Source organism: Mesorhizobium sp. LNJC405B00, from assembly GCF_000502615.1.
GTDB lineage: Bacteria > Pseudomonadota > Alphaproteobacteria > Rhizobiales > Rhizobiaceae > Mesorhizobium.
This window is the reverse complement of sequence record NZ_AYWC01000013.1, coordinates 63,764-81,014: the sequence shown is the minus strand read 5'-3', so window position 1 is coordinate 81,014 and position 17,251 is coordinate 63,764. Positions and strand designations below refer to the sequence as shown.

Genomic DNA, 17,251 nt, shown 5'->3' with positions numbered 1-17,251 from the left:
TCGGTTAGCGGCCGGTTAATGTCGCCTGGTCGAATTTTAACGGTCATTCAAACCGGAGCTAAATGGGTTCTTGATAGTGGTGCTGACGGTACCGCATCAGGATCGGCAGGAACGGGATATGGGCGACGTTTTGGACGAGGATTCAGAACGCGAGATCTGCAAGGCCAAGGCAGGGCGCGTGACGTTTGCCCGTCTTTTCCTTCGTGATCGGCGCGGCAGCACGGCGATAGAATTCGCGATGCTTGCGTTACCGTTTGCGGCTCTCGTCTTCGCCATCCTCGAGAGCTGCGTTTCATTTGCCGGACAAGAGGTGATGGCCAACATCACCGATGATATCGCCCGTCAGTTGCGTACTGGCCAGTTGAGGCAAGCCGATGTGACGGAAGAGAAGCTGAAGGGCTTGGTCTGCGCCAGACTCGAGATCATTGTCGCGAAGGGTTGCCCCGGTTTGCTGGTGGATCTGCGCCCGTTCAAGACCTTTGCCGGGGCAGCCAGTGCGGGTTTCACGATTTCCGGCTCGACCATCACGCTGACGGGCAAGGATCCGGATACAGGCAAGGACCCGGCTTTCGGGACCCCTACAATAGGTCCGGCAGAATCAAAGAACATGCTGCGGGTCTTTTACCCTTGGCCGGTCATGACCGATTTCATGGCTCAATACATGTCGAATATGGATGGCGGCAAGACTCTGCATTACGCGACGACAACGTGGCAGAACGAGCCATTCGACAACTGAAATTGCACGTGTAAGCAAAAGGAAAAGTGCATGTTTCGTGCGGGGGCACATCCGGGGATGTCGGTTGTCTGGAAGAGAGCGGCGCGGTTTTTTTCCGATCGGCGCGGCATAGCGGCCGTCGAGTTTGCCCTCATCGTGCCTGTCTTGCTGATCATGTATTTCATTACCATGGAGGCCTCGCAAGCCATCGAGGCCAGCAAGAAGGTCAGCCGCATCAGCTCCATGGTTGCCGACCTCGTCACGCAGCAGACGTCGGTGGTCAACGCAGATCTCACCGACATCATGAAGATCGGAAACTCCAGTCTTCAGCCTTACAACCGCTCGGTCGCCAATATCTCCATTACGGCAATCGACATCAGAACCGACCCGAACAATCCGACACCGCAAGCAAAGGTGGCGTGGTCCTGGAGCGTGCTGGATGGGAAGACTGGCCGCGACTCCAACCCGACAACTTCCACCACCGTCCCGGCGACGCTCAATGTTGCGGGGACTTTCCTCATTCGTGTCAAAACCACTCTAGCATACCAACCGATCATCTCCTGGTCGGAAGGCTCCGAAAAGCCGCTCGGATTTATCTCGGCCTTCAACGAAGGCAAGATAACGATGAGCGAAACCTACTATCTCAGGCCGCGCCGGGCCACGTCGATCCCCTGCAGCGATTGCTGAAGCAGTTCTACCCATTCAACCCGGTTCATTGCGCGCTGCTGTCGGTGCTGGCTGACACCAGGCGCACGATGGAAGCGGCCATCGCATAGTCACTCGCAGCGGCGAGCGTGAACCCTCCCGAATGTCTCGATTCCACGAAATCGTAGACTTCCGGCGACTGCGATCTGAGATTGGTGAGGAAGACGGTCAGTCGGCGTTTGGCTTCGGGGTCGAGATCGCTGCGGACGGCGTGAGGGCCGTATCTGAGCACGCCGGAAGTCCAGATGATCTGGAGCGCGGCTTCTGGAATCCCCGCCGCCTCCAGCCGCGCCGCCGTGCCGTCCGGATCAGCCGGCTGATCGCCAGCAATCGCCGTCCGGTTTTCCGCCGTGGCCCGCTCCCAGCCGAATACGGCATCGGCCTGGCCATCGGCCAGCATCGCTTCTGCGGCGGCAGCCGAGCCGGCATGAACGAGGAATGGCGCATCCTGACTGATCTTGATGCCGTCGGCCGCCAGCCCGGCGAGCGGTAGAAGCGAACCGCCGACATAGTCGGAAGGCGCCATGGCGATGCGGTGCGTTTCCAGGGCCGCGAGATCGGAAAGCCTGCCGTCGCGCGTCAAAAGCACGGAGCGGATGCCCGTGGCACCGTCGGCGTCGACCGGCGCCACAAGAGGTTCGACGCAGCCGCAGCGCTCCGAGGCGGTGGCGTAGGCGGTCGCCGAATAGACCGCGTATTGAATCCGGCCATTGGCCTGCGCCTCGATCAGCGCCGCATAGTCATGCGCGACGACGAATTCCACCTTCATGCCGAGCGCTCTGCCGTAGGCGTCAGTCAGCATGGCCAGACCCGGAACCGTGTTGCCGGCGTCCGGCTCGGCAACGATGCCGATGCGAAACGTGCCGATCTGGTCGCGCCAGTCGGCGTGCGCGGCGAGCTGCGAGGCCAGGAGCGCTACAGTGGTCGCTAGTGCACTCCAACCGAGGTCAGCCCGTCTCATCGATCCATGCCCCGCACACCGTTTCCTTGAAGCGCATCGCATGTCTCAAGGATGCGTACACCACGCCTGCCCGACTTCGCGACCATCGCGTCAGGCCGTTGCCGCCTGGTTTACGATTTGCCAATGCCGCGACGGGACCTTATGTCTGGTCAACCAGACTGGCAATGACGGCACCTATGTCACGCGCTTTCCTCTTCGTTCTCGATTCTTTCGGCATTGGCGGCGCCGCCGATGCCGAACGCTATGGCGACGCCGGCTCGAACACATTGGGACATATCGCGCTGGCTTGCGCGGAAGCCCGCGCCGATCGCGAGGGCCTGCGCGAGGGACCGCTGAAGGTGCCCACCATGGTTTCGCTCGGTCTCGGCCGCGCAGCAGAAACCGCAACCGGCTTCCAATTCGACAGCAAAGCCGCCGTTTCAGCCTCCGCCTTCCACGGCGCCGCGCAGGAGATTTCGAGCGGCAAGGATACGCCGTCGGGTCACTGGGAAATCGCCGGGCTGCCCGTGCGGTTCGACTGGGGCTATTTCCCCGATAAGGTGCCCGCCTTCCCTGCCGAACTGACCGACGCGATGATCCGCGAGGGCAAGGTCCCGGGCATTCTCGGCAACTGCCATGCACCCGGCACCGAGATCATCGAGCGCTTCGGCGAAGAGCATATCCGCACCGGCCAGCCGATCTGCTACACCTCGGTCGATTCCGTCCTGCAGATAGCAGCGCACGAAGTTCATTTCGGCCTGGAGCGGCTCTACGAGTTCTGCAAGACGGTACGCCGGCTGGTCGACCCGCTGAAGATCGGACGGGTGATCGCACGGCCTTTCCTGGGCGAAACATCAGCCACGTTCGAGCGCACCTACAACCGCCATGACTACGCCGTGCCGCCGCCTGAGCCGACGCTGCTCGACCGCTTGACCGGGCGCGGCAGCCGGGTGATCGCGGTCGGCAAGATCGGCGACATCTTCGCCCACCGCGGTATCTCGGAAGTACGCAAGGCGCCCGGCAACATGGCAATGTTCGACAAGGCGCTGGGCGCGATGGACGATGCCGGCGACGGCGACCTGGTGTTCGCCAATTTCGTCGACTTCGACACCGAGTTCGGCCATCGCCGCGACGTCGCCGGCTATGCTGCGGCGCTCGAAGCCTTCGACCGCCGGCTGCCCGAGGCACTGGCAAAGCTGAAGCCGGGCGATCTGCTCATCCTCACCGCCGACCATGGCAACGATCCGACATGGCGTGGCACCGACCACACGCGCGAACGCGTCCCGGTCATCGGCACCGCACCGGGTTTCACGGGCGGCGACATCGGGCTCAGGGCCACCTTCGCCGATATCGGCGAGACGGTCGCCGAACACCTCAAGCTGGCGCGCGGCCGCCACGGCGCTTCCTTCCATTCGGCGATAGGCGGCCATGCCTGAACTGCCCGAGGTCGAAACGGTCCGGCTCGGCCTGCAGCCGGTTCTGGAATGCGCGCGGATCGTGCGCGTCGAGGCGCGCCGGCGCGATCTCAGATTTCCGTTTCCGGCGAAATTTGCGCAGCGGCTGACCGGCAAGACGGTCATCGCGCTTGGCCGCCGCGCCAAATATCTCACCATACACCTGGACGGTGGCCCGGTGCTGATCTGCCATCTCGGCATGTCGGGCTCGTTCCGCATCGAGGCCGCTGATGACAAAGAGACGCCCGGCACGTTCCATCAAGAGCGCTCGAAGGATGCCAAGCACGACCATGTGGTGTTCCATGTCGTGTCGCCTGTCGGCGTCCAGTCTCGCGTGGTCTTCAACGACCCGCGTCGCTTCGGCTTCATGCTGTTTGCGGAAGGCCTGGCCGACGCGCATCCGATGCTGGCGGGACTGGGCGTCGAGCCGACCGGCAATGCGCTGGAAGGCGCCCTGCTCGCCTCTCTGCTGAAGGGCCGCAGATCGCCGTTGAAGGCGGCGCTGCTCGACCAGAAGCTGATTGCCGGGCTCGGCAATATCTATGTGTCGGAAGCGCTGTGGCGCGCCGGCCTTTCGCCATTGCGCGAGGCAGGCACCATCGCCGGGACCAGCAAGAAGGCCAAGGAACAGAGCGAACGACTGGCCGAGGCAATCCGTTCGGTGATCGCCGATGCGATCGCCGCCGGCGGGTCTTCGCTGCGCGACTATGTGCACACAGACGGGTCGCTGGGCTATTTCCAGCATTCCTTCGCGGTCTACGATCGCGAAGGCGAGCCCTGTCCGACGCCCGGCTGTCGCGGCCACATCGAGCGCATCGTGCAAAGCGGCCGCTCGACCTTTTATTGCCGGACCTGCCAGCGGTAAGCTAGACGGTCCTTCAGTGCCGCAACCAGGAGGCCAGCCCATGAGCTATGAAACCATCATCGTCGAGACGCGCGGCAAGGTCGGCCTGATCACGCTGAACCGGCCCAAGGCGCTCAACGCGCTGAACGCGCAGGTGCTGGCGGATTTGCTGACGGCGGCAAAGGGGTTCGACGCCGATCCCGGCATCGGCGCCATGGTCATCACCGGTTCCGAGAAGGCTTTTGCGGCGGGCGCCGACATCAAGGAAATGCAGGCCGTCACCTACGCGGAGGCCTATGTGCAGGATTTCTTCGTCGGCTGGGAAGAGTTTACCCGTGCGCGCAAGCCGATGATCGCGGCGGTCGCCGGCTATGCACTGGGCGGCGGCTGCGAACTGGCGATGATGTGCGATTTCATCATTGCCGCCGACACGGCGAAATTCGGCCAGCCCGAAATCACGCTCGGCGTCATTCCCGGCATGGGCGGGTCGCAACGGCTGACCCGCTTTGTCGGCAAGTCGAAGGCCATGGACATGTGCCTGACCGGTCGGATGATGGATGCCGCCGAAGCCGAGCGCAGCGGCCTGGCCTCGCGCGTCGTGCCGGCCGGCGAGTTGATCGAGGAGGCGATGAAGGCCGCGGCCAGGATATCAGAGTTTTCACTGCCATCGGTGATGATGGCCAAGGAGGCAGTCAACCGCGCCTACGAGACGACGCTGGCGGAGGGACTGCGCTTCGAACGCCGGCTGTTCCACTCGCTGTTTGCGCTCGACGACCAGAAGGAAGGGATGGCCGCCTTTGCCGAGAAGCGGAAGCCGAATTTCACCAATCGCTAGAGTGGCGGCGGCGAGGACCAAAAAGAAGCCAAAGCGGCGTTGACGCGCCGGAAAAGCTGAACTATAAGCCGCTCCAACCGAGGCGGCCGTTGGCTGCCCGTTTGTTTTTTGCGCCCTGCGGCATCCCGCATGCGCCCACCAGATCAGAAGAGAGGCATCATGGCCAATACCTCCTCGGCCAAAAAGGCAACGCGAAAGATCGCCCGCCGCGCAGCGATCAACAAGAACCGCCGCTCGCGCGTGCGTACATATGTCCGCCAGGTCGAAGAGGCACTGGCTGCCGGCGACAAGGCAGCCGCGCTGGAAGCCTTCAAGACCGCAGAGCCGGAATTGATGCGCGCCGCGACCAAGGGCGTGATCCATAAGAATACGGCATCGCGCAAGGTGTCGCGTCTGGCTCACCGCCTCAAGGTGCTGTCGGCCTGATTGACCGTTCCTGAACTGTCGTTCTTTCAAACCCGGCCAATCGCGCCGGGTTTTTTCGTTTGCCGGCAAGCACTTAAAAAGAACGGCCGCAAAGCACGCCCGAGCCGCATTCCAGAGTCTGGAATGCTTTGCCGGCACATACACTCCCACTGATATTCCAATCCGCCGAAACGGCCCACGCCAATAAATTTGGCTGTCACAAATTGCTGATATTTTTCAACGACTTGCTGGAAGTGATCCACAGCTTGTTCACATCGCCTGTGGGCGATAGGCAGCAAGTTGGTGTCAAGCGAATTATTTCAGAAAATTTCAAACCGCACAGCCATTTTCATATTCGCGGCAAAAGGGTTTGAATCCCAATGGCTTTGTCAAAATATGCGCTTCCAGCACGGAGCCCGAACCGTTGTTCACTAACCAGATTCCTTAAAAATCCGTTAGAGGTGGCCTTGCCCTATCCACAGCGATTTCGGTAATGTCGATCTATTGAAAGGGACGGGCCATTAGCCCTTAACCCAGCCTGAATCGGCCAGCTAACAGTGGCAGAATTCATGACGTGGATCAATTCCGCGAACGGGTATGGCTTGCCTTTTCGATACGATAGGGGACTGGCGTAATTGTACATGGCAGCTTGATGGCGCACCGGCGTTTTCGCCGGGTAGCACCGCTTTGCCCGAACATGTCAGACGGACTGGCCTTAAGCAGCCGGGACCGATCCCATTCTGACGAGGCAACGTCATCCGCCGGCGGCGGCGGTGGTGTTGTAGCGAAGATACGGTCGCCGGAAACATGGGTGCAGGAGGCGCACTCCCGGCGGAAAAAAGGTACAAAGGAAAAGGGACGCACAATCATGCAGAGCGGCATCGAGCGGGAGCTTACGGGCGACCTGCCATTTCCCGGAACATTGGTCGGAGCGCACGATATGGCGGCTTCCAGCGACGCGGAACAGAAGTTCGACCGGGTCAAGGCCCAGTTGAAGGCGCGCCTGGGAACCGAGGTCTATTCGAGCTGGTTCGGCCGTATGAAGGTGGCTGAGGCTTCCCGGGGCATTGTACGCATCTCGGTGCCCACGGCCTTCCTGCGCTCGTGGATCAATGGCCATTATCTCGATCTCATCGCCGATCTGTGGAAGCACGAGGATCCCGAAATCCTCAAGATCGAGATGGTCGTGCGCACCGCGACCCGTCCTGCCCGCAATGGCGTGGAACCCGAGGCCGTGCCGGCGCGCAAGATGACCAAGCATACGCAGACCGCATTGGCGGCCGGCACGGTCGGCCCCGGCAGGGTGGAGCGGGCGCCCGCCCCTCGTCCCGGCACGCCGATCGAGAGCGAATTCCGGCACAATGTGCTGGGGTCGCCGCTCGACCCGCGCTACACGTTCGGCTCCTTCATCGAAGGCCCGTCGAACCGGGTGGCTTTCGCCGCAGCCAAAGCCGTGGCGGAATCGCAGTCGAGCGCGGTGCGCTTCAACCCGCTGTTCCTTCATGCAACCGTCGGGCTCGGCAAGACGCACCTTTTGCAGGCGATTGCGGCCGAATCCCTGAAACAGAACCCGAAATCGCGCGTCGTCTATCTGACGGCCGAATATTTCATGTGGCGCTTCGCCACCGCGATCCGCGACAACAATGCGCTGACGCTGAAGGAACAGCTGCGCGACATCGACCTCTTGATCATCGACGACATGCAGTTCCTGCAGGGCAAGTCGATCCAGCACGAATTCTGCCATCTCATCAACATGCTGCTCGACAGCGCCAAGCAAGTGGTGGTTGCCGCTGACAGGCCGCCGTCGGAACTGGAATCGCTGGAACCGCGGGTGCGCTCGCGCCTCAATGGCGGTGTCGCGCTGGAAATGTCGGCGCCGGACTTCGCCATGCGCATAGGCATGCTCAAGCTGCGGCTTGCCACGGCCAAGGTCGACGATGCGTCGCTCAATATTTCGGAGGAGATCCTCAACCATGTCGCCCGTACCGTCACCGGCAGCGGGCGTGAGCTGGAAGGCGCGTTCAACCAACTGCTGTTTCGTCAGTCGTTCGAGCCGGCGATCACCATCGACCGCATCGACGAGATCCTGGGGCACATCTATCGCTCTGGCGAGCCGAAGCGGGTGCGCATCGAGGACATCCAGCGCATCGTGGCGCGCCACTACAATGTGTCGAAGACCGAGTTGCTGTCCAACCGGCGCACGCGCACCATCGTGAAGCCCAGGCAGGTCGCCATGTACCTGTCGAAGGTATTGACGCCGCGCTCGCTGCCGGAGATCGGCCGGCGGTTCGGCGGGCGCGACCACACCACGGTGCTGCATGCGGTGCGCAAGATCGAGGACCTTTCCGGCGTCGACAACACGCTGGCGCAGGAACTGGAACTGTTGCGCAGGCTGATCAACGACCAAGCCTGATCGGCGCGGCAAACGGAGCGCGCCGGGTTAGAGTATTCGGTCGTCGCGCTTTAAATTTTCTTGTTTTGATGCATGTCGTTGTCCCAAAACCGCTGCGCAGTTTCGGCGACATGCATCGGTTGCCGGCCAACGTCCGCTTTATCCCCAGAAAGCCCGCTTAACCGGCGCGAACCGGTGGCCCGGACTTGCGTTTGCTGGCTTTTTCCTGTCAGTTTGCATAGATTCTGAGCCTGTTCAGACCTTTCGCGGGGCGCCGCCCACTGGTGACCCGTCCATTCATTCAAGCGAGCCTGTTTCGTCATGCGTGTTATCCTGGAACGGTCCAATCTCCTGAAGTCGCTCAACCACGTTCATCGCGTGGTCGAGCGGCGCAATACCATACCGATCCTGTCGAACGTGCTGCTCAGCGCCGAGGGCGCCAGCCTTGAAATGAAAGCCACCGACCTCGACCTCGAAGTGACCGAAGCGACGCCGGCAAAGGTCGAGCGCGGCGGGGCGACGACGGTTCCGGCGCACCTGCTCTACGACATCGTGCGCAAGCTGGCCGACGGCGCCGAAGTGATGCTGAAGACCGACGAGGACGGCAACGCCATGACGGTAACGTCGGGCCGCTCGAGCTTTCGCCTGCAATGCCTGCCGCAGTCCGATTTCCCGGAGCTTTCGGCGGGATCCTTCTCACACATCTTCCGGCTCGATTCCGTCGCCCTGAGAGGCCTTATCGAAAAGACCCAGTTCGCCATCTCCACCGAAGAGACGCGCTACTATCTCAACGGCATCTACCTGCACACGCATGAAACTGGCGGCAAGCTGAAGCTGCGTTCGGTGGCGACCGACGGTCACCGCCTGGCGCGCGCCGAGATCGACGCTCCGGCCGGGTCCGAAGGCATGCCGGGCATCATCATTCCGCGCAAGACGGTCAGCGAGTTGCAGAAGCTGGTCGACGATCCCGATGTCGCGGTGACCACCGAATTGTCCGACACCAAGATCCGCTTCACCATCGGCAGCGTGGTTCTGACCTCGAAGCTGATCGACGGCACTTTCCCGGACTACCAGCGCGTCATTCCGACCGGCAACGACAAGAAGCTGATCATCGACCGCCAGAGCTTCGCCGCCGCCGTCGATCGCGTCTCGACCATTTCCTCCGAGCGCGGCCGCGCGGTGAAGCTTTCGATCACCGAAGGCCAGGTGACGCTTGCCGTCAACAATCCGGATTCGGGCAGCGCCACCGAGGAACTGGCCGCTGATTACTCCTCAGACCCGATCGAGATCGGCTTCAACGCCAAATATCTGCTCGACGTCGCTGCTCAACTGACCGGCACGGAAGCCAAGTTCATGCTGGCCGATGCCGGTTCGCCGACGCTGATCCACGACATGGCCGATGAGACCGCGCTCTACGTGCTGATGCCGATGCGGGTGTAGCAGCCGCACTGCGGCACACTGCAGCATAATTGATTGCGGCGACTTCTACAGGCGGATAGCGGTTGCCGGAACAAAGTCACATAAGTAAGCTAACACTTACGAATTTCCGCAACTATGCGGCGCTGTCGATCGGCTTTTCCCCCGGCCCTGTGGTGTTTTCCGGCGACAATGGCGCCGGCAAGACCAATCTTCTGGAAGCCATCTCCCTGCTGACGCCGGGCCGCGGCCTGCGCCGTGCGCCCTATGTCGACGTGGCCCGCGAAGGCGGCGATGGCGGCTTTGCGCTCCACGCAAGGCTCGACGGGCCGGAGGGACAGGTCGAGATCGGCACCGGCATCACCGGGGGTGAAGCGGCCGGCGAGGGCGGTCGCAAGGTGCGCATCAATGGCGCGCCGGCACGGTCGGCCGACGCCATGCTGGAATGGCTGCGCGTCGTCTGGCTGACGCCGGCCATGGACGGCCTGTTCCCCGGACCTGCCGCCGACCGGCGGCGCTTTCTCGACCGGCTGGTTTTGGCTGTCGATCCCGGCCACGGCCAGCGTGCGCTCGATTACGAGAAGGCGATGCGCGGACGTAACCGCTTGCTTACGGAAGGCTCGCGCGACGGCGCCTGGTTCGACGCCATCGAGATGCAGATGGCCGAAACCGGCGTGGCGATCGCGGCTGCGCGCGCCGAACTGGTACGCCTGCTTACCGCCATGATCGACAGGCTGCCTTCCAGCGGGCCGTTTCCGCAGGCCGACATCAGCCTCTCCGGCGACCTTGAAAGCGACGTCGCCACAGCACCCGCCGTGGACGTCGAGGAACGCTATCGCGCCGCCCTTGCCGACGGCCGCGAGCGCGACCGCGCCGCCGGACGCACGTTCGATGGCCCGCACCGTTCGGATCTGCTGGTGCGCCACCGCCCCAAGGCGATGCCGGCCGAACTCTGCTCGACCGGAGAGCAGAAGGCGCTGCTGGTCGGCATCGTGTTGTCGCACGCAAGGCTGACCGGCGAGATGTCGGGGATGACGCCGATCCTGTTGCTCGACGAGATTGCCGCGCATCTCGATGCCGGCCGGCGCGCCGCGCTGTTCTCGATCCTGGAAGAGCTGAGCTGCCAGGCCTTCATGACCGGAACCGACGCCGCGCTGTTTTCCAGCCTGAGGGGACGCGCGCAGTTCCTCACCGTCGACCACGGCACGGTTGGGCCAACCGAAGAGACCTGACAAGCTTTTTGCTCCGCTATATGGTCCGGCAATGACCCCTGCCGCCCTCACCGACGAAGAGCTCGAACGCTATGCCCGCCACATCGTGCTGCCCGAGATCGGCGGCGCCGGCCAGCAGAGGCTGAAGCGGGCGCGGGTACTGGTGATCGGCGCCGGCGGCCTCGGCGCGCCGGTGCTGGAATATCTCGCTGCCGCCGGCGTCGGCACGCTTGGAATCGTCGACGACGATATTGTCTCGCTGTCCAATCTGCAGCGGCAAGTGATCCACGCCACCGATACGGTCGGCACGGCGAAGACCGAGAGCGCCAAAGCAGCGATCGCCCGGATCAATCCCCATGTCGCGGTGGAATTGCACGATTTCAGGCTGACGGCCGACAATGCTGCCGTTCTCGTCGCGCGCTACGACGTGGTCGTCGACGGCTCCGACAATTTCGAGACGCGCTATGTGGTGGCGGATGCCTGCGCGGCGGAAAAGCGGCCGCTCGTGCATGCCGCCGTCGGCCGCTTCGACGGCTCGGTGACGGTGTTGATGCCGTTCGGGACCGGCGCCGACGGCAGACCGAACCCTGGATATCGCGACCTCTTTCCTGAAGCGCCGCCGGAAGGACTGGTGCCGTCCTGCGCCGTGGCCGGGGTCGTCGGTGCGCTGACCGGCGTCATCGGCACCTTGCAGGCAATGGAAGCCATCAAGCTTATCACCGGTATCGGCGAACCACTGGTCGGCCGGCTGCTGCTCTACGATGCGCTGTCGGCGCGCTTCGACACGATCCGCTACAAGAGAAACTGAGCTTATGGATCAGTCCACCAGCGTTCTTGTTACGCAGCTCGCCTCCGATTTCGAGCGCTGGGACGAACTGCTCAGCCTGATCATGCGCGCCTTTGCACCGATGGACGGCGTCATCGACCCGCCCTCCTCGGCACATCTGCTGAACGCCGGAAACCTCAGGGACAAGGCTGGCCGCGAGACCGTGTTGCTGGCCCTGCAGGATGACAGGATCGCCGGCTGCGTTTTCGCGCTGGAGAGAGCCGATGATTTCGCAGGCTGTCGAATTTCTCGCCCGCAGCCGGAACAAACCGGCCATCGAACTGCAGACGCGAATCGAACTGACCGTAAATCATGCAACCTTTGCCGGTCTCGGCTTTCGCGAGACTGAACGCACCGCGCATGACGGCTATGACCGGCCGACCTCGATCACCTTGCGCAAGGAGTTGGCGTGAGCCTTGCACTCAGCTCACAGGAGCAGACAGTCGCCTCCGGCCATGACGGGGCGGCGATGGCGATGCGCATCGTTGCCGAAAGCGCTGCGCTGCTCGGCGCGCCGCGGCTTATCCCGATCGCCTCGGCGCATATAGACGGCGCGCTCTATCACGGCGATTCCGGCACGCTGTTTGCCGAAAGGCTGGTCGATGGCGGCGCCAGGGTCGCGGTGCGCTCGACGCTCAATGTCGGCGCGCTCGACCTGATGGGCTGCTCGCGCGTGCGCCTCGAAGAGCCGGCGCGCGGCATGGCGCGACGAATGATGGAGGCCTACCGCAAACTGGGCTGCGAGCAGAGCTGGACCTGCGCGCCCTATCAGGCCGGCCACAGGCCGGCGCTTGGCAGCGATGTCGCCTGGGGTGAATCCAACGCGGTGGTGTTCTGCAATTCGGTTCTGGGGGCACGCACCAACCGGTATGGCGACTTCCTCGACATCGCCTGCGCCATATCGGGCCGCGCGCCGGATTACGGCCTGCATCGCCCCGAGAACCGGCAGGCACGGCTGGTGTTCGATGTGTCCGGCCTCTCCGCCTCGTTCCTTGGTTCGGAGATCGCCTGGCCGGTGCTGGGCAACCTCTACGGCCGTGAGGTCGGCAATGCGGTCGGCGTCGTCACCGGCATATCCAGCCATCCCGGCGAGGATGCGCTGAAGGCCTTCGGCGCGGCGGCGGCATCGTCGGGCGCCGTCGGTCTGTTCCATATCGCTGGGGTAACGCCAGAAGCGCCCGACGCCGAGACCATCCTGGTGGGCGGCAGGCCGGAAACGATGATCCGCGTAACGCCGGAGATGGCCATGAAGGCCCGCGCCGGCCTGTCCACCGCAGCCACGCAGACCGCCGTCGATGCCGTGGCGATCGGCAGTCCGCATCTGTCTTTGGCCGAATTCGATGCACTTGAGCGGCTGATTGGCGGGCGGCGGCTCAGCGTGCCGATTTACGCCTGCACCGGCCGCCACGTGCTCACCAGGCTGGAGCAGAACGGCAAGCGCAAGATGCTCGAAGCCAACGGCGTCATCATCGTCGCCGACACCTGCGTGGTGGTGACGCCGATCCTGCCGGATCTGGCCGGCGGCGTGCTGATGACCAATTCGGGAAAATTCGCGCACTACGCCCCGGGCAATACCGGTTATGCCGTGCTTTACGGCTCGCTGGCCGACTGCGTGGAAAGCGCGGTTGCCGGTAAGCCCAGGTTTACGGATATCGCCGCATGAGCGCCGTCGCTGAAATCCTGGTGCCGGGCAGCGGAGGCGAAGGGCTGGCCTTGGTGCTGACGGCGCCGATCAGCTTCTGGGGCGGCGTCGACCCGAAGAGTGGCCGCATCGCCGATGTCCGTCACCCGCAGCATGGCGAGACCATTTCCGGGCGTGTGCTGTTCCTGCCCGGCACGATCGGCTCGTCCTCAGCGTCAGCCGTGCTGATGGAACTCGTCCACAATGGCCATGCGCCGACGGCACTCGTGCTGCACGAGCCGGACGCGATCCTGCTGCTTGGCTTGATTGTAGCCAGGGAAATGGGCTGGCCGACGCCGGTAGCGCTCAGGCTCAGGCGCGACGCTTTTGAGGCCTATTGCGGCAAGCGTGTGAGTGTCGCGGCGGATGGCGCCCTCACAACCGCATCCTGAACGCGGCCCGCTTCAAGTCCGTAGCGGCAGCACGCGGTCCGGCGGCCGGTGGCCGTCGAAGAAGGCGCGGATGTTGATGATCACCTTCTCGCCCATGTCGATGCGGCCCTCGATCGTCGCCGAACCCATATGCGGCAAAAGCACGACTTTGTTCTTGGCGGCAAGCTTCAGCAGTTTCGAGTTCAGCGCCGGTTCGTGCTCGTAGACGTCGAGCCCGGCCCCGGCGATCTTGCCGTCCTGGATAAGCTTGACCAGCGCTTCCTCGTCGATGATGTCGCCGCGCGCGGTGTTGACCACATAGGCGGTGGGCTGAAGCAGAGCCAGGCGCCGCGCCGAAAGCAGATGAAAGGTCGCCGGCGTCGACGGGCAATTGACCGAGATGATGTCCATCCGGGCAAGCATCTGGTCGAGGCTTTCCCAATAGGTCGCCTCCAGCCCTTCCTCGACCGCCGGCAGCACGCGATGGCGGTTATGGTAGTGGATGGACAGGCCGAAAGCCTTTGCGCGCCTGGCAACAGCGGTGCCGATGCGGCCCATGCCGACAATGCCGAGGCGCTTGCCCCAGATGCGCCGGCCGAGCATCCAGGTCGGCGACCAACCGGCCCATTTCTTGTCGCTGGTGAGCACATTGGCGCCTTCGGCCAGCCGCCGCGGGCCGGCCAGCATCAGCGCCATGGTCATGTCGGCCGTATCCTCGGTCAGCACGTTCGGCGTGTTGGTGACGGTGATGCCTTTCCTGGCCGCCGCCGCCACATCGATCTTGTCGACGCCATTTCCGAAATTGGCGATCAGCTTGAGATTGTCGCCGGCCTGGGCAATCAGCGCCGCATCGATCTGGTCGGTGATGGTCGGCACCAGCACATCGGCTTCCTTGATCGCCGCGACCAGCTCCGGCTGCGTCATCGGGCGGTCCTCGACATTCAGCCTGGCGTCGAAGAGTTCGCGCATGCGGGTCTCGACCGGATCGGGCAGCTTGCGCGTGATGACGACGAGAGGCCGTTTTTTGCCTGCCATTGTTTCCTCGAACCCGATCTCGTTGAGACCTCTTTAACCAAGACAGGCGAAACTGAATACCGGTCGCGGTGCCTGCCACTCCTGTAACAAGCGGTGCCGCCGAAGACAAAGAAAAAGGGGCGCCCGGACCAAAGGGCACGCGCCGAAAGGAATGAAAGTGTCTGGTTTCGCGTCGCTTCGCCTGATCCTCAGCGCAGCGCTTCTCGGCGCTCTCCTGCATTTCCCGCAAGCCGCGGCGCAAGGTGCCGCCGCACCTGTGCAGACGGTCACGCTCGGGCCGAGCGGCCTGCCGCTGCCGCGTTTCGTCAGCCTGAAATCGGCTCGCGTCAACTCGCGCGTTGGGCCCGGCGCCAACTATTCCGTCGACTGGATGTACACAAAGGCCGGCCTGCCGATGGAGATCATCCAGGAATTCGATACCTGGCGGCGCGTGCGCGATGCCGATGGCTCGGAGGGTTGGATCAACCAGTCGCTGCTGTCGGGCCGCCGGACCGCGATCGTCGCCCCCTGGCAGCGCACCAAGGGGGGCCGAATCAATCTGCTCGACGATGCCGACAAGGACGCCAGCGTCATCGCCATCATCGAGCCGGGCGTTACGGGCACGATCAAAACCTGCGATGGCCAGTGGTGCGAAATGACCTTCGACGGCCACACCGGCTGGATCGCCCAGTCGCAGGTGTGGGGCGCCTATCCCGGCGAGCACGTCAAGAATTGAGATTGCTGGAGGCCTAACGGCCGATACGGCCGAGATGGGTGTCCTGAAAACCGGTCGACAGTTTGAGACCGTAGCCGAGCGCGCGGTCGACGGCGATGTGGATGATCCAGATCAGACCAATCGCGGTCGCCGTCGAATTGGCCAGAACATATCCGGCGAGCGCCAGCAACAGCGGGACGATCAATATGTGCAAGGCATTGTAAGCGACAGCGCCGATCCGTGCCCCGGCGAGATAGCCCAGCATCGACAGGTCTGGCGCCAGGATAAGCAGGGCGAACAGCCACCAGGAAACGCCTGACGCGGCATAGGCGACTATAGCCACGACCGCGACCGCAACCCATTCGAGCCGGATTGCAAAATCGACAGGTTTCACGGGTTGGGGCTTAAACGCTGCGCTTCGGGCGCAGCCTCACCACGATGTCGACATTGGCGATCTCCATGCCTGCGGGTGGCTCCGGCAGGTTGGAGACGGTCACCGGACCGCTTTCTATATCGAAGATCCTGTTTTCGCCTTCGATGTAAAAATGATGGTGATCGGAGGTGTTGGTGTCGAAATAGGTCTTGGACCCCTCGACCGCCAGGATGCGCAGCAGGCCGGCCTGGGTGAACTGGTGAAGCGCGTTGTAGACGGTGGCGAGCGAGACCGGCACGCCGGCGGCGACCGCCTCTTCATGCAGTTCCTCGGCCGAAAGGTGGCGGTCGCCCTTGGCAAACAGCAGATCGGCCAGCGCAATGCGTTGGCGTGTCGGCCTAAGGCCGGCTTCGCGAACCCGCTTGTCCACAGCGACATTTTCCTTCCGGCCGCCCAGATCCATCTATCCGTCCAAGCCCACAGTTCTGCCTCAAGACACGCCCAGAGTGGCGAAAAAACGTCATCGGCCGAAACTGGACACCTCCCGACATATATTCTGTTGGCCGAATACGATCAATAGAGCCACGTGCGGCCAGTTGGACGCACCAAATGCGCTCTATCACTTTTGGCATAGCATCGTGCTTTCTGGAAATCGGAATCGATTTCCAGGCCGATGCGAGAGCGCGCATTGACCCGGGCAGACGGGCGGGTTAAGCGCAAACGCCGGTTTCCGGCCCGAAAGGGATTGTGTTAGGAAACCAACGACAAGGGCGCCCCACCGCCCGGGACGATTATGGGGACGAGACATATGGCGGGTAAATCCAGCTACGTTTATGAGGAATTGCTCGCCTGCGCCCGCGGCGAGCTGTTTGGGCCCGGCAACGCCCAGCTGCCCTACCCGCCCATGCTGATGTTCGACCGCATCACCGAGATCAGCGAGACCGGCGGCGCCCACGACAAGGGCTTCATCCGTGCCGAATTCGACATCAAGCCGGACCTGTGGTTCTTCGCCTGCCATTTCCTCGGCAATCCGATCATGCCGGGGTGCCTGGGCCTTGACGCCATGTGGCAATTGACGGGTTTTTACCTCGGCTGGCTCGGCGAGCCGGGCAAGGGCATGGCGCTGTCGACCGGCGAGGTCAAGTTCAAGGGCATGGTGACGCCTTCGGTCAAGAAGGTGGAATACGGCATCGATTTCAAGCGCGTCATGCGTGGACGCCTGGTGCTCGGTATCGCCGATGGCTGGCTTAAGGCCGACGGCGAACCCATATACGCTGCGACGGACCTCAAGGTGGGGCTGTCCAAGCAATCGGCCGCCTGACCGGCGCCACTGCAGCGGCGCGTTCTTCCGAGA

The 17,251-nt window shown here is 63.1% G+C and carries 20 protein-coding genes and 1 pseudogene; 15 read left to right on the top strand and 6 right to left on the bottom strand.

What is annotated here, in order from left to right; all coding sequences use genetic code 11:
- The first annotated feature begins 118 nt into the window (after positions 1 to 118).
- Together X756_RS143355 and X756_RS143360 are read left to right on the top strand one after the other, a co-directional pair.
- A complete protein-coding gene (locus X756_RS143355; RefSeq protein ID WP_050589301.1) occupies positions 119 to 736 on the top strand; it encodes a TadE/TadG family type IV pilus assembly protein in 618 nt (205 codons plus the stop codon).
- Positions 737 to 766: 30 nt separating this feature from the next.
- Positions 767 to 1,402 carry a TadE/TadG family type IV pilus assembly protein gene (locus X756_RS143360; protein WP_023730941.1) on the top strand — a complete coding sequence of 212 codons (636 nt, stop codon included), beginning with the start codon at positions 767 to 769 and terminating at the stop codon, positions 1,400 to 1,402.
- Between the two features lie 25 nt (positions 1,403 to 1,427).
- Here X756_RS143360 and X756_RS143365 read toward each other — a convergent pair whose 3' ends face one another.
- Positions 1,428 to 2,381 (bottom strand): PhnD/SsuA/transferrin family substrate-binding protein, encoded by a 954-nt coding sequence (locus tag X756_RS143365; RefSeq protein WP_023730940.1) that lies wholly within the window; start codon positions 2,379 to 2,381, stop codon positions 1,428 to 1,430.
- A gap of 176 nt (positions 2,382 to 2,557) precedes the next feature.
- On the opposite strand from X756_RS143365, the gene X756_RS143370 reads away from it, so the two are divergent.
- The 4 genes from X756_RS143370 (at position 2,558) to rpsT (ending at position 5,919) form a co-directional block, all read left to right on the top strand.
- A complete protein-coding gene (locus X756_RS143370) occupies positions 2,558 to 3,796 on the top strand; it encodes a phosphopentomutase (RefSeq protein WP_023730939.1) in 1,239 nt (412 codons plus the stop codon).
- Positions 3,789 to 4,679 (top strand): bifunctional DNA-formamidopyrimidine glycosylase/DNA-(apurinic or apyrimidinic site) lyase, encoded by an 891-nt coding sequence (mutM, locus tag X756_RS143375; RefSeq protein ID WP_023730938.1) that lies wholly within the window; start codon positions 3,789 to 3,791, stop codon positions 4,677 to 4,679. Before X756_RS143370 ends, mutM begins: the two co-directional genes overlap by 8 nt.
- Positions 4,680 to 4,719: 40 nt before the next feature.
- Complete coding sequence (locus tag X756_RS143380) at positions 4,720 to 5,493, top strand: enoyl-CoA hydratase (protein WP_023681994.1); 774 nt, start codon at positions 4,720 to 4,722, stop codon at positions 5,491 to 5,493.
- Between the two features lie 159 nt (positions 5,494 to 5,652).
- Positions 5,653 to 5,919 (top strand): 30S ribosomal protein S20, encoded by a 267-nt coding sequence (rpsT, locus tag X756_RS143385; protein WP_023681995.1) that lies wholly within the window; start codon positions 5,653 to 5,655, stop codon positions 5,917 to 5,919.
- 26 nt (positions 5,920 to 5,945) lie between these two features.
- Here rpsT and X756_RS1000000168935 read toward each other — a convergent pair whose 3' ends face one another.
- The gene (locus X756_RS1000000168935) at positions 5,946 to 6,197 is read right to left on the bottom strand and encodes a hypothetical protein (RefSeq protein ID WP_155921597.1); all 252 of its coding nucleotides are present in this window, start codon (positions 6,195 to 6,197) and stop codon (positions 5,946 to 5,948) included.
- A 569-nt stretch (positions 6,198 to 6,766) separates the two neighbouring features.
- On the opposite strand from X756_RS1000000168935, the gene dnaA reads away from it, so the two are divergent.
- Positions 6,767 to 8,311, top strand: coding sequence for a chromosomal replication initiator protein DnaA (gene dnaA, locus X756_RS143390; RefSeq protein WP_031195619.1), 1,545 nt, complete (start codon positions 6,767 to 6,769; stop codon positions 8,309 to 8,311).
- A gap of 50 nt (positions 8,312 to 8,361) precedes the next feature.
- Here dnaA and X756_RS143395 read toward each other — a convergent pair whose 3' ends face one another.
- A complete protein-coding gene (locus X756_RS143395) occupies positions 8,362 to 8,613 on the bottom strand; it encodes a hypothetical protein (RefSeq protein ID WP_023730937.1) in 252 nt (83 codons plus the stop codon).
- Between X756_RS143395 and dnaN the strand changes: the two genes are divergently transcribed.
- From dnaN to X756_RS143420, 6 genes and pseudogenes are all read left to right on the top strand, one after another.
- Positions 8,612 to 9,730, top strand: a complete 1,119-nt coding sequence (gene dnaN / locus X756_RS143400) for a DNA polymerase III subunit beta (protein ID WP_023669575.1) — start codon at positions 8,612 to 8,614, stop codon at positions 9,728 to 9,730. The genes X756_RS143395 and dnaN overlap by 2 nt on opposite strands.
- 62 nt (positions 9,731 to 9,792) lie before the next feature.
- On the top strand, positions 9,793 to 10,938 hold the full coding sequence (recF, locus tag X756_RS143405) for a DNA replication/repair protein RecF (protein ID WP_023730936.1): 1,146 nt from the start codon (positions 9,793 to 9,795) through the stop codon (positions 10,936 to 10,938).
- Between the two features lie 31 nt (positions 10,939 to 10,969).
- The gene (locus X756_RS143410) at positions 10,970 to 11,725 is read left to right on the top strand and encodes a molybdopterin-synthase adenylyltransferase MoeB (RefSeq protein ID WP_023730935.1); all 756 of its coding nucleotides are present in this window, start codon (positions 10,970 to 10,972) and stop codon (positions 11,723 to 11,725) included.
- Between the two features lie 4 nt (positions 11,726 to 11,729).
- A pseudogene (locus X756_RS01000000165870) lies at positions 11,730 to 12,156 on the top strand (GNAT family N-acetyltransferase).
- A complete protein-coding gene (locus X756_RS143415) occupies positions 12,153 to 13,406 on the top strand; it encodes an aconitase X catalytic domain-containing protein (RefSeq protein ID WP_023730934.1) in 1,254 nt (417 codons plus the stop codon). Before X756_RS01000000165870 ends, X756_RS143415 begins: the two are co-directional and overlap by 4 nt.
- Positions 13,403 to 13,816, top strand: a complete 414-nt coding sequence (locus tag X756_RS143420) for a DUF126 domain-containing protein (protein ID WP_023730933.1) — start codon at positions 13,403 to 13,405, stop codon at positions 13,814 to 13,816. Before X756_RS143415 ends, X756_RS143420 begins: the two co-directional genes overlap by 4 nt.
- A 12-nt stretch (positions 13,817 to 13,828) precedes the next feature.
- Here the strand turns inward: X756_RS143420 and X756_RS143425 are convergent, their stop codons facing one another.
- Positions 13,829 to 14,830, bottom strand: coding sequence for a D-glycerate dehydrogenase (locus tag X756_RS143425; protein WP_023669570.1), 1,002 nt, complete (start codon positions 14,828 to 14,830; stop codon positions 13,829 to 13,831).
- 157 nt (positions 14,831 to 14,987) lie between these two features.
- Between X756_RS143425 and X756_RS143430 the strand changes: the two genes are divergently transcribed.
- Positions 14,988 to 15,545 (top strand): SH3 domain-containing protein, encoded by a 558-nt coding sequence (locus X756_RS143430; protein WP_023703477.1) that lies wholly within the window; start codon positions 14,988 to 14,990, stop codon positions 15,543 to 15,545.
- Between the two features lie 13 nt (positions 15,546 to 15,558).
- On the opposite strand, the gene X756_RS143435 is transcribed toward X756_RS143430, so the two are convergent.
- Positions 15,559 to 15,918: a DUF4260 domain-containing protein gene (locus X756_RS143435; protein ID WP_023669568.1), complete on the bottom strand. Its 360-nt coding sequence runs from the start codon at positions 15,916 to 15,918 to the stop codon at positions 15,559 to 15,561.
- Positions 15,919 to 15,928: 10 nt separating this feature from the next.
- Positions 15,929 to 16,360 (bottom strand): iron response transcriptional regulator IrrA, encoded by a 432-nt coding sequence (irrA, locus tag X756_RS143440; protein WP_031193300.1) that lies wholly within the window; start codon positions 16,358 to 16,360, stop codon positions 15,929 to 15,931.
- A 345-nt stretch (positions 16,361 to 16,705) separates the two neighbouring features.
- Here irrA and fabA point away from each other — a divergent pair, with 345 nt between their 5' ends.
- Positions 16,706 to 17,218 carry a 3-hydroxyacyl-[acyl-carrier-protein] dehydratase FabA gene (gene fabA / locus X756_RS143445; protein ID WP_023730932.1) on the top strand — a complete coding sequence of 171 codons (513 nt, stop codon included), beginning with the start codon at positions 16,706 to 16,708 and terminating at the stop codon, positions 17,216 to 17,218.
- Positions 17,219 to 17,251: the final 33 nt, after the last annotated feature.